Source organism: Agathobaculum massiliense, assembly GCF_900291975.1.
In the GTDB taxonomy this organism is placed as follows: domain Bacteria; phylum Bacillota; class Clostridia; order Oscillospirales; family Butyricicoccaceae; genus Agathobaculum; species Agathobaculum ammoniilyticum.
In genome coordinates, this window is record NZ_OMPN01000001.1 from 551,844 (window position 1) to 565,598 (window position 13,755).

At 59.9% G+C, this 13,755-nt stretch carries 12 protein-coding genes and 1 pseudogene; 1 reads left to right on the forward strand and 12 read right to left on the reverse strand.

Annotated elements, in window-relative coordinates; genetic code table 11:
- Positions 1 to 175 precede the first annotated feature (175 nt).
- Positions 176 to 806 (forward strand): annotated as a pseudogene (locus tag DBQ51_RS02745) (CatB-related O-acetyltransferase).
- A 367-nt stretch (positions 807 to 1,173) separates the two neighbouring features.
- Here DBQ51_RS02745 and rpsU read toward each other — a convergent pair.
- The 12 genes from rpsU to smc all read right to left on the reverse strand — a co-directional run bounded on the left by rpsU (position 1,174) and on the right by smc (position 13,610).
- Positions 1,174 to 1,356, reverse strand: coding sequence for a 30S ribosomal protein S21 (gene rpsU / locus DBQ51_RS02750; protein ID WP_031472056.1), 183 nt, complete (start codon positions 1,354 to 1,356; stop codon positions 1,174 to 1,176).
- Positions 1,357 to 1,477: 121 nt separating this feature from the next.
- Positions 1,478 to 3,886: a leucine--tRNA ligase gene (gene leuS, locus DBQ51_RS02755; protein ID WP_054326128.1), complete on the reverse strand. Its 2,409-nt coding sequence runs from the start codon at positions 3,884 to 3,886 to the stop codon at positions 1,478 to 1,480.
- An 82-nt stretch (positions 3,887 to 3,968) separates the two neighbouring features.
- A complete protein-coding gene (gene rsfS / locus DBQ51_RS02760) occupies positions 3,969 to 4,334 on the reverse strand; it encodes a ribosome silencing factor (protein ID WP_107630710.1) in 366 nt (121 codons plus the stop codon).
- 26 nt (positions 4,335 to 4,360) lie between these two features.
- Complete coding sequence (locus DBQ51_RS02765; RefSeq protein WP_107630711.1) at positions 4,361 to 5,980, reverse strand: LCP family protein; 1,620 nt, start codon at positions 5,978 to 5,980, stop codon at positions 4,361 to 4,363.
- 27 nt (positions 5,981 to 6,007) lie between these two features.
- Positions 6,008 to 6,586 (reverse strand): bis(5'-nucleosyl)-tetraphosphatase (symmetrical) YqeK, encoded by a 579-nt coding sequence (gene yqeK, locus DBQ51_RS02770; protein WP_054326125.1) that lies wholly within the window; start codon positions 6,584 to 6,586, stop codon positions 6,008 to 6,010.
- Positions 6,587 to 6,630: 44 nt separating this feature from the next.
- Positions 6,631 to 7,224, reverse strand: a complete 594-nt coding sequence (gene nadD, locus DBQ51_RS02775) for a nicotinate (nicotinamide) nucleotide adenylyltransferase (protein ID WP_107630712.1) — start codon at positions 7,222 to 7,224, stop codon at positions 6,631 to 6,633.
- On the reverse strand, positions 7,221 to 7,520 hold the full coding sequence (locus tag DBQ51_RS02780; RefSeq protein WP_054326123.1) for a YhbY family RNA-binding protein: 300 nt from the start codon (positions 7,518 to 7,520) through the stop codon (positions 7,221 to 7,223). Before DBQ51_RS02780 ends, nadD begins: the two co-directional genes overlap by 4 nt.
- A 24-nt stretch (positions 7,521 to 7,544) precedes the next feature.
- On the reverse strand, positions 7,545 to 8,117 hold the full coding sequence (gene rdgB, locus DBQ51_RS02785; RefSeq protein WP_107630713.1) for an RdgB/HAM1 family non-canonical purine NTP pyrophosphatase: 573 nt from the start codon (positions 8,115 to 8,117) through the stop codon (positions 7,545 to 7,547).
- The gene (gene rph, locus DBQ51_RS02790; protein WP_054326122.1) at positions 8,117 to 8,842 is read right to left on the reverse strand and encodes a ribonuclease PH; all 726 of its coding nucleotides are present in this window, start codon (positions 8,840 to 8,842) and stop codon (positions 8,117 to 8,119) included. The genes rdgB and rph overlap by 1 nt, the downstream gene beginning before the upstream one ends.
- Positions 8,842 to 9,768 carry a signal recognition particle-docking protein FtsY gene (ftsY, locus tag DBQ51_RS02795; protein WP_054326121.1) on the reverse strand — a complete coding sequence of 309 codons (927 nt, stop codon included), beginning with the start codon at positions 9,766 to 9,768 and terminating at the stop codon, positions 8,842 to 8,844. The genes rph and ftsY overlap by 1 nt, the downstream gene beginning before the upstream one ends.
- An 11-nt stretch (positions 9,769 to 9,779) precedes the next feature.
- Positions 9,780 to 9,956, reverse strand: coding sequence for a hypothetical protein (locus DBQ51_RS16410; RefSeq protein WP_153802369.1), 177 nt, complete (start codon positions 9,954 to 9,956; stop codon positions 9,780 to 9,782).
- 78 nt (positions 9,957 to 10,034) lie between these two features.
- The gene (smc, locus tag DBQ51_RS02800) at positions 10,035 to 13,610 is read right to left on the reverse strand and encodes a chromosome segregation protein SMC (RefSeq protein ID WP_107630714.1); all 3,576 of its coding nucleotides are present in this window, start codon (positions 13,608 to 13,610) and stop codon (positions 10,035 to 10,037) included.
- Positions 13,611 to 13,755: the final 145 nt, after the last annotated feature.

The window sequence follows — 13,755 nt, forward strand, 5'->3', positions numbered from 1 at the left end:
CCCATGCACACCGCCTGCATCAGACACAAAATCCGTCTGTTTCGACAACCCGCCTGCGAATCATATACCTGCACTGTCTTGTTTTTTCGAAAGCAGCGGCCATCTCCTATCAGACTGCGCGGGAATGCCCTGTCCGGAATAGTCTGCTCAATCGCATTTAACAGGAGGATATTTTGTGACTATTCCGGAACCCCGCATTTATCCCCGCACGGGTGACAATCAAATAGTCTATCTAAAAAACGTCTCCACCCGCCCTGGCATTATAGCCGGCGACTATACCATATATAACGATTTTGTAAACGACCCCCGCCTGTTCAGGCGGAACAACGTGCTGTACCAGTATCCCATCAACCACGACCGTTTGATAATCGGCAAATACTACTCCATTGCCTGCGGAACCCGTTTTCTGCTCGCCAGCACCAACCATACGCGCTCACTCGCAGCCTATCCCTTCCCGCTGTTTTTTGAGGAATGGGGTCTGGACAAGTCCAATGTAGCCGATGCTTGGTACAACCGGGGGTGGTATCATTGTCGGAAACGACGTGTGGATTGGCTATGAGACGGTACTCCTCTCTGGCGTTATGATTGGAGACGGCGCGGTAATCGGTACACGCGCTGTAGTCACAAGGGATGTGCCGCCGTATTCCATTGTCGGAGGCGTCCCCGCCAGGGTCATTCGACAAAGGTTCGATGACGGCACGGTGTCTGCCCTGTTTTCGCTCCGTTGGTGGGACTGGCCGCGCGATTGCATAGCACGCAATATCGCTGCTATACAGTCTGGGCGGCTTGAACCGCCGCTATCATAAGCACACACCAAAAACGCGCTTTGCCTCTGCAAAGCGCGTTTTTATAATAATGGGCGGTACCGCCTCTTGTTTGTGGACTGTCCGGGAGCCTGCGCGGTATTCCGTCCCACAGGGCCGAACAGATTTTTATTATCTTCCCATGAAGAAGTATATGTCAAAAGGGGGGTCCCTTGCTCTGATAATAGAATACCCGATCGATATGTCTAAAGTTTGTAGAATCTTTGAAAGAACTGTAAACTTCGCCCATCGGCTACAGACAGAAAGATGCCGCAGGAGGTTATACCTCCTGCGGCATCTTTCTGCGAACGTCCCTCAGCCGAAGCCCTCAGGAACGTTTTGTTCGATCGAAAACGCGCTTTAACCGATCTTATCTGAACTTTTTCTTCTTCGCGCGCGCGGCCTCAGACTTCTTGCGGCGCTTGACGCTCGGGCTTTCATAATGCTCACGCTTGCGGAGCTCGGAAAGCGTACCCGCTTTGGCGCACGAACGCTTAAAACGGCGCAGCGCGCTGTCAATAGACTCGTTTTCCTTAATGCGGATCTCCGACACAGTTTTCCCTCCCTCCGCGCGTCCCCCTATGGAGGGACACTTTGCACGGTCTCCTGCGCCAGAGCACAAAAAACCGTAAGAATATTATATCTGTTTTTACCGTCCGTGTCAACAGCAAAGTTCAGCGGACAACCAGATTGACGATTTTACCCGGCACGACGATCTGCTTGACCATCTGCTTACCCTCGACCGCGTGCTGCACCTTTTCCTCGGCCAGCGCGGCGTCGATCGCCGCCTGCTTGTCGCAGTCGACCGGCAGTTTGATGGTACACTTGAGCTTGCCGTTGACCTGCACCGCCATCTCGACCGTGTCCTCGACCGTCTTGGCCTCGTCGTACTGCGGCCACGGCGCAATGGAGAGCAGGCCCTTTCCGCCCATCTGCTGCCACAATTCCTCGGTGATATGCGGCGCAAAGGGGTTGAGCAGGGTCAGGAACGTCATATACTCCGCCTTATTGACGCCTTTGTCGTAGAATTCGTTGAGCATGGTCATCAGCGCCGCGATCGCGGTATTGGCCTTGAGGTTGTCCGCGTCGTCACCGACCTTGTTGATCGTGCGGTGCATGAGTACCTCGTGCTGCTTGGAGTAGGCATCGCCCTCCTGCACCTTTTCCACCAGCGCCCATACGCGCTCGAGGAAACGGCGGCAGCCCTTGATCGACTTAGGGCTCCACGGCGCGGCCTTCTCAAAGTCGCCGATAAACATTTCGTACAGGCGCATGGTGTCCGCGCCGTAGGTCTCTACAATTTCGTCCGGATTAACGACGTTGCCGCGGCTCTTGGACATCTTCTCGCCGTTTTCGCCCAGGATCATGCCATGGCTGGTACGCTTGGCATATGGCTCCTTGGTTGGCACCACACCGATGTCATAGAGGAACTTGTGCCAGAAGCGGCTGTACAACAGGTGGAGCGTGGTGTGCTCCATGCCGCCGTTGTACCAGTCCACTGGGGACCAGTATTCGAGCGCTTCCTTAGACGCGAGCGCCTTGTCGTTGTGCGGGTCCATATAGCGCAGGAAGTACCAGGACGAACCCGCCCACTGGGGCATGGTGTCGGTCTCGCGCTTAGCGGGGCCGCCGCAGCACGGGCAGGTGGTGTTGACCCAGTCGGTCATGTGCGCGAGCGGGGACTCGCCGTTGTCGGTCGGCTCGTAGGTGTGTACGTTGGGCAGCTCAAGCGGCAGCTGCTCCTCCGGGATCGCCACCCATCCGCACTTGTCACAGTGTACCAGCGGGATAGGCTCGCCCCAGTAGCGCTGGCGGGAGAACACCCAGTCGCGCAGCTTATACTGCACCTTGGCGCGGCCAATACCCTTTTCCTCCAGCCAAGCGATCATCGCCGGAATGGCGTCCTTGACCGTCTTTCCGTTGAGGAACTCCGAATTGACCAGGATACCGGTTTCGTCCTTGGCGGTAAAAGCAGCCTTCTGCACATTCTCGCCGCCGGAAACCACCTCGATGATCTCACAGCCGAACTTTTTGGCAAATTCCCAGTCGCGGTCGTCATGCGCCGGCACAGCCATGATCGCGCCCGTGCCGTAGCCCATCAGAACGTAATCCGACACGAAGATCGGGATCTCGCGGCCATTCACCGGATTGACCGCCGCCACGCCGTCGAGCTTAACGCCGGTCTTGTCCTTGTTCAGCTCGGTTCGCTCGAAGTCCGACTTGCGGGCAGCCTCCTCGCGGTAGGCATGGATCTCGTCGATATTGGCCAGCTTGCCCGCCCACTTTTCGACCGCTGGATGCTCGGGCGAGATAACCATATAGGTCGCTCCGAACAGGGTGTCCGGACGGGTGGTGTAAACGGTCAGCGTATCACCCTCGGTGGTCTTGAAATCGACCTCCGCGCCGGTCGAACGGCCGATCCAGTTTTTCTGCTGCACCTTGACGCGATCGATGAAGTCCACGTCGTCCAAATCGTCGATCAGGCGCTGCGCATACTTGGTGATGGCAAGCATCCACTGGCTCTTGGTCTTGTGGACGACCTCGCTACCGCAGCGCTCGCACACGCCGTTGACGACCTCCTCGTTTGCCAGCACGCACTTGCAGGAGGTACACCAGTTGACGCTCATTTCCTTCTTGTACGCTAGGCCCTTCTTGAAAAGCTGCAGAAAGATCCACTGGGTCCACTTGTAGTAATTCGGGTCGGTGGTATTAATCTCGCGCGACCAGTCGAACGACAAGCCGAGCGCCCTGAGCTGTCCCTTAAAGCGGGCGATGTTGTTTTTGGTCACCTCAGCCGGATGAACGTGGTTTTTGATCGCGTAATTCTCGGTCGGCAGGCCGAACGCATCCCATCCCATCGGGTAAAGGACGTTGTATCCCTGCATGCGCTTTTTGCGCGCGACGATATCCAGCGCGGTATAGGAACGCGGATGGCCTACATGCAGCCCCTGTCCCGACGGGTACGGAAACTCGACGAGCGCGTAAAACTTCTCCTTGTCGCTGCCGTTCTCAGCCTCGAAGCAGTGCGCCTCGTCCCAGATGTCCTGCCACTTTTTTTCGACTTGTTTATGATCGTACTTCAACGGATTCTCCCCCTAAAGTGAATGGTTTATTTTAGACGCGGCAACGCGGCGGACACCGTTCTTCACCCGCCGCATCCCGTTTTTACTTTTCTTCCACGCCAAGGTCGCCCAGCGGCACCGGCGTTCCGTCCTTCCACAGGTTCTCCAGATTATAGAACTTGCGCGCCTCCGGCATAAACACATGCAGGACCACGCAGCCGTAATCCAGCAGCATCCACTGCGCGGATTCATAGCCTTCCGTATGGTGGGCCAGGGTCTCGTGGTCGTATTTCAGGTGCCACTCCACGTTGTCCGCCAAGGCCTTGACCTGTGTGGTAGAGCTTGCCGAGCAAATGACAAAGTACTCGGTCAGCTCGGTCAGGCGCTCGACCTGGAGCACCTGGATATCCTGCCCTTTTTTCTCGATCAGGGCTTCGCAGATCGCCTTTACCGTCTGTTGTGCAGTCAATTTGCAAACTCCTTTTTCTCAATAAATTATGCCTCAGGATCGCCTGGCAGAGGCGTCGTTTCGCCGCCCGAGGATTCTCCCCCGCCGGAGGAGCCGCCCGGGTCGGTCGTACCGCCGCCGCTTGCACCGCCGCTCGGGCTAGTCGTCGTACCGTCGCCGGTACCGCCGTTCGGATCAGTGGTTGTGCCGCCGCTTCCGTCACCGGAGCCGCCAGTGTTCGGGTCGGTCGTCGTGCCGCCGTTCGGATCGGTCGTGCTGCCGCCGGTACCGCCAGCGTTCGGGTCAGTCGTTGTGCCGCCGGTATCCGGTCCCGTGGTCGTGCCGCCGCCGGCGTCGCTGTTGTCTCCCTCCGTGCCGCCGACCTCAGGATCGGCCGACACATCGCCGCCGGAGGCATCGTCGCTTGGCTCATCGCTGGAGGCGGTGTCGCCCCAGACGTAATTTTCATACGGATCCGTATCGTCATAGCCGCCGCCCGAATAGCTTTCCGGACCGCTTACCATGTCGAGCGCCGTGATATCCTCTTCATATGGGTTGAAATACTGGTTGACCAGATCGAGCGTCTCCTGATAATACGGGAAAAAGAACGAATACGCGGTCGAGCTTCCCGCCGTACTCATCTGCCCATAGCCGGGCAGGGTGAAGAACTGGATGCTGTCGTTTTTGATCTTGAGCGCCTGCATGCCCATCCAGAGCAGGTTGCCCGCGGTCAGGTCAGTTTTGACGTTCTGGAACACCGCATCCGCGATACTCGGAATCTTGGTGATATTTTTCAGCTGGAAGACCTGGTTGGCCAGCTCCTTGAGGAATTTCTGCTGGTTTTCCACACGGCCCTCGTCGCCGTTGGGGTATTGTACGGAGTAGTCGTTATTATGGCGCCAGCGCAGGAACTGCACGACCTGATCACCGTTCAGCGTCTGGTTGCCCGCATACAGGTCAATGTGGAGGTCTTGCGAGGGGTCGTCGTACTCCATGCGGAACGGCACCTCATACTCAACGCCGCCGATCGCGTCCACAATAGCCGCGATGCCGTCAAAGTTGACGATCACATAATAGTCCGGCCGGAAGCCCAGCAGCCGTTCGATCTCTTTCTTGGTCTGCTCGATGCCGCCGATGGCATAGGCCGCGTTGATCTTGCGGCTCGCGCCTGTGGCACTGTTGTTGCACATGGTGTCGCGCGGGATATTCATGACGTTAATTGTCTTTTTATTGGTATCCATGGTGACGACCATGAGCGCGTCGGTCCGTGTTTCGTCCTCGTCCACCGCGCCGACCACAAAAGTGACCACATCGTCAATGCGCGTGCCCGAATTGAGCAGGCTGTTGACGTCGATCTTATCGCCGTTCTCCTTGTCCTTGATCGTAGGGTCATTGCCCTTCGGCGGACGGACAAGGATCGCTGCGGCCGCGGCCACGCTGGCCAGCAGCGCAAGCACCACCGCCACCGTGACGATGACCCGCTTCCGCTTCTGCCCTTTGGTGAGCGGCTTTTTTGTCCTGCCGCCTTTTTTGCCCGTCGGTTTGGGCGCGGTTTTGGCGGCCTGCGGCTTTTCGTCCGCGATAGGCGCCGCATACTGCGCCGTCTTTTTCTTTTTCGCGCGGCTGGGTTTACCGCTGTGGCCGCCGCTTCCTCCAAAAAGTTTCAAACGATTCCTGCCTCCAGTTTACTCCTGTCACTCCCGCCAGCGGATACCATGGTAGATCATATCGTTGTAGGCGCCGATGGTATCGCTGTGGATCAGCTTGCCCCGCGCGATCAGCTCGGTCAGCGTTTGGTCGTAGCAGTAAAGCAGCGCGCGGTCCAGGCTGAGCCTGGCAAGCTCCCTTGCTTTTTCGACCCCGGGAAAATCGCGGGTTTCCTCAATGTAATCCGCCAGATAAAGAATTTTATCCAGCAGCGTCATGCCGTGTTTTCCGGTGGTGTGGCAGGCGATGGCCTCGCACACATCCTCCGGCGCGCCGTATTCCACGCGCGCGATCGCCGCAGCGGTTTTCCCGTGCAGCATTTTCGGCTCGCTTTTTTCGACGTTACAGGGTATTATACCGTATTTCGCACATAAATTCAACTGTTCTTGCGGAGAAAGATGTTTTGTTATGTCATGCAGTATGGCTGCGAAACCCGCTTTTTCCACGTCCCCGCCGAAGCGCTCCGCCAGCAGCCTGGCCGCCCGCTCGCAGCCGAGCGTATGCTCATACCGGTATCCGTGCAGCCTCGACAGGATCCCCTTCCGCATTTCGTCGTTACACAACATAACTTTTACCCGCCTTTCTTTTTTATATCGATTTTTCTATCTTGTCAATACCCATACAGGTGATTTCGCTCGATATAATCCGCGACTGCGGGCGGGGTATAGCGGCGCAGCGCGCCGCCCTGCCGCAGTTCGGTCGAAGAGATGGTCAGGCTTTCCCCTCGGACCATCTCGATTTTGGCGTTCATGGTTTGGCGCAGGCGCGCCGCCTTGTCGGCCAGCGCGTCCCAGTCGTCCCCGTCCCGCGCGCACACGGCAAGCGTGGACAGGCGTACGATCTCCTCCGGCGCGCGCCAGATCCGGTCGAACGACAGCAGCATATCCGTGCCGACAATCAAGTAAAGCGCACGCTCGCCCCGCGCATGCAGCGCGCGCAGCGTATCGACCGTATAGCTCGCGCCTCCGCGCGCCACCTCCAGCGTGTCCAACCGTGCCCAAGGGGTATCCGCCAGCAGCAGGCGCACCATTTCACAGCGGTCGGCCACGGTCGCGGTGTCCTCCGGCAGCGCTTTGTGCGGCGGGATATTGGTCGGGATGAACAGCACCTTATCCAGCCCCAGCGCTTCCCTGGCAAGGCGCGCGGCGTGCAGATGCCCCAGGTGCGGCGGGTTGAACGTCCCGCCGAGTATGCCCGTTCTCATTTGACCAACACGATCTTCCGCTTATCCTTGTCCCGCGCCTGGCGGTAGAGGATAAATTTCGAGCCGATGCACTGCACCGGTTCGGCGCCGGCCGCCTCGCACAGCGCTTCGGACACCGTGCGCGGGGTGAGCATGGCGCTTTCCAGCACCTTACCCTTGACCAGCTCGTGCGCTTCGAGCAGTTGGTCGAGCTGGCGCTCGACCGCATCGGTCACACCCTCCTTACCGATGATTAACGTATCGGCAAGCGGATTGGCAAGCGCGCGCAGCTGTGCGCGCTGTTTGGTAGTCAGCATAGATGATTCTCCTGTCTTGATCGGTTAAAGGCGGCCTTGCAGCGCCTCTTTCAACTTTCTCAGAGCGCGGCCGCGGTGGGATATCTCATTTTTGGTTTCCGGCGGCAGTTCGCCGAACGTGCAGCCGCAGGCCGGCACATAGAACAGCGGGTCATATCCAAATCCGCCCGCGCCATGGCTTTCACGGAGCAGCTCCCCCTCGCACTCGCCGCGCACGGTCAGCGTTTCCCCATCCGGCAGGATGCACGCGATCGCGCACACGAAACGGCAGGAGCGGTCATCCTGATCCTCCATATTGCGCAGCAGCAGGTCGTTGCGCGCCCGATCGGCCCCCTCGCAGTAGCGCGCGGAGTAGATGCCCGGCGCGCCGCCCAGCGCGTCCACGCAAAGGCCGGAGTCGTCCGCGATGGCAGGCAGACCAGTGAAGCCCGCCGCGCTCACCGCCTTGATGCGCGCGTTTTCCTCAAACGTGGCGCCATCCTCCGCCGGCTCGGGCGCATCCTCGGGCAGCGGGACGACCTCGACGCCCAGCTCCCCCAGAATCGCCGCCATTTCCGCTATTTTCTTTTTGTTGTGGGATGCAAGCACGAATTTCATCACAGGCTCTCCCCCATGACCTTGCTCTGCGTCCGGCACAGGCGCGCGCAGCCGCGTTTTCCAAGACCGAGCAGCTTTTTCAGCTCCCTGTCCGTGAACGGGCGCCCCTCGCCCGTACCCTGCACCTCGATAAACTCGCCTTTCGAGGTCATCACGACGTTGCAGTCCACGATTGCGTGGCTGTCCTCCGCGTAATTCAGGTCCAGCACGGCCTCATCCTCAAAAATGCCGACCGAAACCGCCGCGACCTGCGCGGTAAGCGGCATCTTATCGATCACGCCCTCGTCCAGCAGGCGCTTACAGGCCAGCCACAGCGCCACAAATCCGCCCGTGATGGACGCGCAGCGCGTGCCGCCGTCCGCCTGGATCACGTCGCAGTCGATCGTGATCTGGCGCTCGCCCAGCGCTTCGCGGTCGACCACCGCGCGCAGCGAGCGGCCGATCAGCCGCTGGATCTCGCTTGAGCGCCCGTCCAGCTTCAGGCTTTTGATATCGCGCTTCTTGCGCGTGTTGGTTGCGCGCGGCAGCATGGCGTATTCGGCCGTTACCCAGCCGAGGCCCTTGCCCTCCAGAAACGGCGGCACCTTATCCTCCACCGAGGCGGTGCAGATCACGCGGGTGTTGCCCATCTCGACCAGCACCGAGCCTTCGGCGTACATGGTGAAATCCGTGATGAGCTTTACCGGCCGCAGCGCGCCGGCTGTTCTTCCGTCCGGTCTCTGCATCAGGAAATCCCTCCTTCAAGCGGCGGCAGGACCGCCTCCAAAAATGCGGAACGGTCGAAATCGACCAGATCGTCCAAGCCTTCGCCCACGCCGACCAGCTTGACCGGCACGCCGAGTCCGGCCGAGATCGCGATAACGATGCCACCCTTCGCCGTCCCGTCCAGCTTGGTCAGTACAATGCCGGTAAGCGCTGCAACCTTATTGAATTCCTCCGCCTGATGTACGGCGTTCTGTCCGGTAGTCGCGTCCAGCACGAGCAGTGTTTCGCGCGAAGCGTCCGGCAGCTCGCGCGCAATCACACGGTCGATCTTGGCCAGCTCATTCATCAGGTTAGCCTTGTTGTGCAGGCGTCCCGCAGTGTCGATGATGATTACATCGCTGCCGCGCGCCTTGGCCGCAGAGATCGAATCGAATACGACCGCGGCCGGATCCGCGCCCTCGCCGTGGCGCACGATGTCCGCGCCCGCGCGCTTCGCCCAAATCTCAAGCTGGTCGGCGGCGGCAGCGCGGAACGTATCCGCGGCGGCCAGCATGACCTTTTTGCCCTCGCCCACATAGCGGGCGGCCAGCTTGCCGATCGACGTGGTCTTGCCCACGCCGTTGACGCCGATCACCAGCACAACCGCAGGCTTGCCTGAAACGTCCAGCGGCTGATTATCCAGCATCATATCGAGCAGCGTGTCCTTGAGGACATAGCGCAGTTCAAGCGCGGAGGTGACGTTCTGCCTCTGCGCACGCCTTTCTACCTCCATCACGATTTTGGCGGCGTTTGCCGCGCCTACGTCGGACAGGATGAGCGCTTCCTCCAGTTCTTCCAGCAGGTCGTCATCTATCGTGACAAACCCCGCGAACACCGCGTCGAGCGAGCGGCTGACCGCATCGCTCGTCTTCTGCAGCCCTTTTTTGATTTTATCGAATAATCCCATTGCTTCAGCTCCTAAATGTTACTTTCCACTACACAGAACATCATCAGCAGCGCAAAGCCCGCCGCGATCTCTGCCGCAATAAACCGGCTGCGCCGCCGTTCGCTGTCCGCCTCGCTTTCCTCCGGCTGAGGATGCGCGTACCAGACGATGCTGCCCAGCCCGAACACGAACATAAACGGCCACACCAACCATAGAAATGCCCCTATTTCACGAAAAATTGAATAAAGATCACACAAAAGATCATACAGCACGTTCTCCATCCCCTCTCATTGCAGCGTCTTGCCCAAATGCTTTTCCGCCTCCGCCAGGTTGAGCATCAGCATCTTGGAAACCCCCTGCTCCTGCATGGTGACGCCGTACAGCATATCAGCCTCTTCCATGGTGCCTCGGCGGTGCGTAATCACGATGAACTGCGTCGCGCCGGCCAGTCGACGGATATACTGCGCGAACCGCGCGACGTTCACATCGTCCAGAGCGGCCTCGATCTCGTCCAGCACGCAGAACGGAGTGGGGCGCAGCTTGAGGATCGCGAAATACAGCGCGATCGCAACGAACGCTTTTTCGCCGCCCGAAAGCAGCGTCAGCGTCTTGACCGCCTTGCCCGGCGGGGAAACCCGGATATCGATCCCGCAGTTCAGGATATCCGAGGTATCCGCAAGCTGCAGTTCCGCATGGCCGCCGCCGAATATCTCGCGGAACGTCTGCCCGAAATAAGCGTTGAGCTTGGCGAATTCCGAAGCGAAAATTTCTTTCATATTGACGGTCAGTTGTTCAATGACCTTGTAAAGCTCTTTCTGCGCTTTTTCCAGGTCGTCCTTTTGCCCGCCCATAAAAGTATACCGCTCAAGCGCCTGCCGGTATTCCTCCACCGCGTCCAGATTGACATTGCCGAGCGCGCGCATCCTACCCCGCAGGGACTGCACCTGCTCTTTCGCCGCGGGTACGTCCTCCAGCGGGCGCGCAGCCTCCCGCGCGGGCGTAGGCGTCAGCTCATAGCTTTCCCACATTTTATCCAAAATCTGCGCTTCCTCGTTTTTCAGCTGCACCGAACGGTTCTCCAACCGCGCGGATTCCCGCTCAAGGCCCAGTATTTCTTCATTTTTCCCCTGCGCCTCGCGGTCGACCTGCGCGCGTTCGCCCTCGACCCGTTCGCGCTGCTGCATCTGCGCGGCGATCTGCCCGTTCAGCTGTGTGGCCGCCGCACGGTTCTCCTCTTCCGCGTCCTGCGCGCGGGACAGCGCTTCGGTCAGGCGGGCGATTTCCTCCTCAAAGCCGGCGATGGTTTCCGCGGAGCCCGAAACCCCTGCGTCCAACCCTGCCTTAAGCCGCTCCAAGTCAGCCAGCGCGCGCGCTTCGCTTGCGGCCTCCGAGCGGTTCTCCGCCAACTCGGTCTGCACCGACGCGGCCTGCGCCGTATGGCTGGCCGCCTGCGTGTCCAGCGCTTCCTGTGCGGCGTGGCATTGCTCCACCGCCTCCTCCGCGTCCGCGAGCGCCTGCCGCGCCTCGTCCTGCTTCTGTCCACATTGAGCAATCGTTTCCTGATATCGCTGCCTTGCCGCGGCAAGGTTATCCCGTTCGAGCACCAGCCCGTCGTACTGTGTCTGCAGGCTTTCCAGCAACGCCCCGTGCTGGGAAACCGACGCGCGCAGCCCCGCTTCCTCCTGCGCGGCGCGGGCGCGCTCCGCCTCGATCGCCTTCAGGTCGTAATCCAGCGCCGCCAGTTCTTCCTTTGCCGCATGGAATGCGCGTTCCGCCTCCTGCTTCTGTTTTTCGAGTGCCTTTGCCTGCTCCTGCGCGGCGCGCAGCCTGCTCGCGCGCGCAAGCGCGCCCGTACCGCGGGAGGCCGAGCCGCCCGTCATCGCGCCGCCGGCCTGGATCACCTGGCCGTCCAGTGTCACGATACGGAAGCGGTGGCCATACGTCCTGGCGAGCGCCAAAGCAGTATCCATATTTTCGCACACCACCGTGCGCGCAAGCAGGTTTTGTGCAATGGCTGCATAGCACTCATCAAAAACAACCAAACGATCAGCGGTTCCAAAGCAGCCTTTCTGCGCCTCCAAGCCGCTTTCCCGCAACAAATTTGGTCGGATCGTGTCAAGCGGCAGAAAGGTTGCGCGCCCGCCGTCCGTTCGCTTCAGATATTCGATGCACCGCTTGCCATCCGATGCCGTATCCACCACAATGGAGGACGCGGACGCGCCAAGCGCCGTATCGATCGCGGTGACGAACTGTTCCTCCGCCGAAAGCAGCGCGGAAACCGGCCCATGCACTCCGCGCATCGCGCCGCGCTCCACCTGCTGCATGATCGCCTTGACGGAGCGCGAAAAACCTTCGTAATCGCGCTGCATATCGGACAGCATCTTCACGCGGCCCTGCGTCTCGGTCAACGCCGCCGCCGCCTTTTCCAGCGTTTCCCGCAGGGCCTCCACCTTTCTGCGGCGGCTTTCCGCTTTCAGCGCCACGCCCTGCACCTTATTTTTCGCCCCCGCAAGGGTATCCAGGCAGCCACGCATGCGCTCTTCCAGCTCGTTATGCGCGTCCTGTTCCGCTTCCAGACGCCTGCCCGCAGCTTCAATGTCGGACACGATCGTCCCGCGCCGTCCGTCCATGCCGGCTAGACCAGTTTCCGCCGCCGTGCGGTCGATCTCCAGCGCATGCAACACGTCCTGCCGCGCCGCACGCTCCTGTTCCGCGCGGTGCAGCGCGCGTTCAGCCTGCTCCCGCTGGGCGGCCTGCTCGTCTCCCTGCCGCTTCAAATCATCCAGACGCGCGGCCAGACCCTCCCGCTGGGCATCCAGCAGCTCGATACGCGCGCGCCGTTCGGCAAGCTGCGCGCCAAGCCCTGCGGCCTGCTCGGCACGCTGGGCGCTCTCCCGCTCGGCGCGGTCGATGTTATCCCGATTGTTCTGGATGTTCGCTTTGAGCACCGCCGCGCGGCTCGCCTGCTCGGCGGCGCGCTGCTCCGCCTCGCGGAGCTGCTGGCGCAGGCGGTCGGAAGCGCGATCGATGCCGCGCATTTCCTCAGAAAGCCGTTCTGACCGTGTGTAAAGTGCTTCCTGTTCTTTTTTTTCCTCCGCAAGCTGCGCAGCGCAAGCCTCTGCGTCCTGCGCAAGCTTTGCGGTATCCCCCTTGATGCGGTCGAGCGACAGCAGCCAGAGCGAAATCTCCAGCACACGCAGCTCGTCACGCAGCAGTAAATACTGCCTTGCCTTTTCCGCCTGTTTTTCCAGCGGTCCGACCTGGCGCTCCAATTCGTCGTACAGGTCGCGGATACGGGTCAGGTTATCCTCCGTAGCGGAGAGCTTGCGCTCGGCCTCCTCCTTGCGATAGCGAAATTTTGTGATGCCCGCAGCTTCCTCAAATATCTCGCGCCGATCCTCGCTCTTGAGCGACAGGATCTCATCGATGCGGCCCTGCCCGATGATGGAATAACCATCCCGTCCCAGTCCGGTATCCATAAACAACTCATGGATATCGCGCAGGCGGCAGTGCTTTTTGTTCAGAAAATATTCGCTTTCCCCCGAACGGTAGTAGCGTCGGGTGACCATGATCTCGGTGAATTCTGACCGGAACACGCCCTCGGAATTATCCAGAATGAGCGAAACCTCGGCAAAGCCGACCGGTCCGCGCCTAGCCGTTCCGCCGAAAATAACGTCCTCCATCTTGGCGCCGCGCAGGGAACGTGAGGACTGCTCGCCCAGCACCCAGCGGATCGCATCCGAAATATTTGATTTCCCCGAACCGTTCGGTCCGACGATCGCCGTTACGCCGCCGAGAAAATTGATCTCGGTTTTGTCCGGAAAAGACTTAAAGCCCTGTAAAACCAGGCTCTTCAGAACCATGTAGCACCTCAAAGATATATATGGTATTATTTTACCACCGCGCGGCTTTTTTTTCAATGCGCAGCGCGATAATTTACAGCTTGGCCATAAATCGCCCACACTGGACAGACGCGTTCCACCATGCTATGCTGGTAGGCAGGAGGCG

What these genes read in the sequence shown, in the direction of transcription:
- DBQ51_RS02780 (WP_054326123.1), bottom strand. Translation starts at nt 7,520, where the DNA reads ATGCTGACTACCAAACAGCGCGCACAGCTGCGCGCGCTTGCCAATCCG.
- rph (WP_054326122.1), bottom strand. Translation starts at nt 8,842, where the DNA reads ATGCAGAGACCGGACGGAAGAACAGCCGGCGCGCTGCGGCCGGTAAAG.
- nadD (WP_107630712.1), bottom strand. Translation starts at nt 7,224, where the DNA reads ATGAGAACGGGCATACTCGGCGGGACGTTCAACCCGCCGCACCTGGGG.
- smc (WP_107630714.1), bottom strand. Translation starts at nt 13,610, where the DNA reads ATGGTTCTGAAGAGCCTGGTTTTACAGGGCTTTAAGTCTTTTCCGGAC.
- rdgB (WP_107630713.1), bottom strand. Translation starts at nt 8,117, where the DNA reads ATGAAATTCGTGCTTGCATCCCACAACAAAAAGAAAATAGCGGAAATG.
- yqeK (WP_054326125.1), bottom strand. Translation starts at nt 6,586, where the DNA reads ATGTTGTGTAACGACGAAATGCGGAAGGGGATCCTGTCGAGGCTGCAC.
- ftsY (WP_054326121.1), bottom strand. Translation starts at nt 9,768, where the DNA reads ATGGGATTATTCGATAAAATCAAAAAAGGGCTGCAGAAGACGAGCGAT.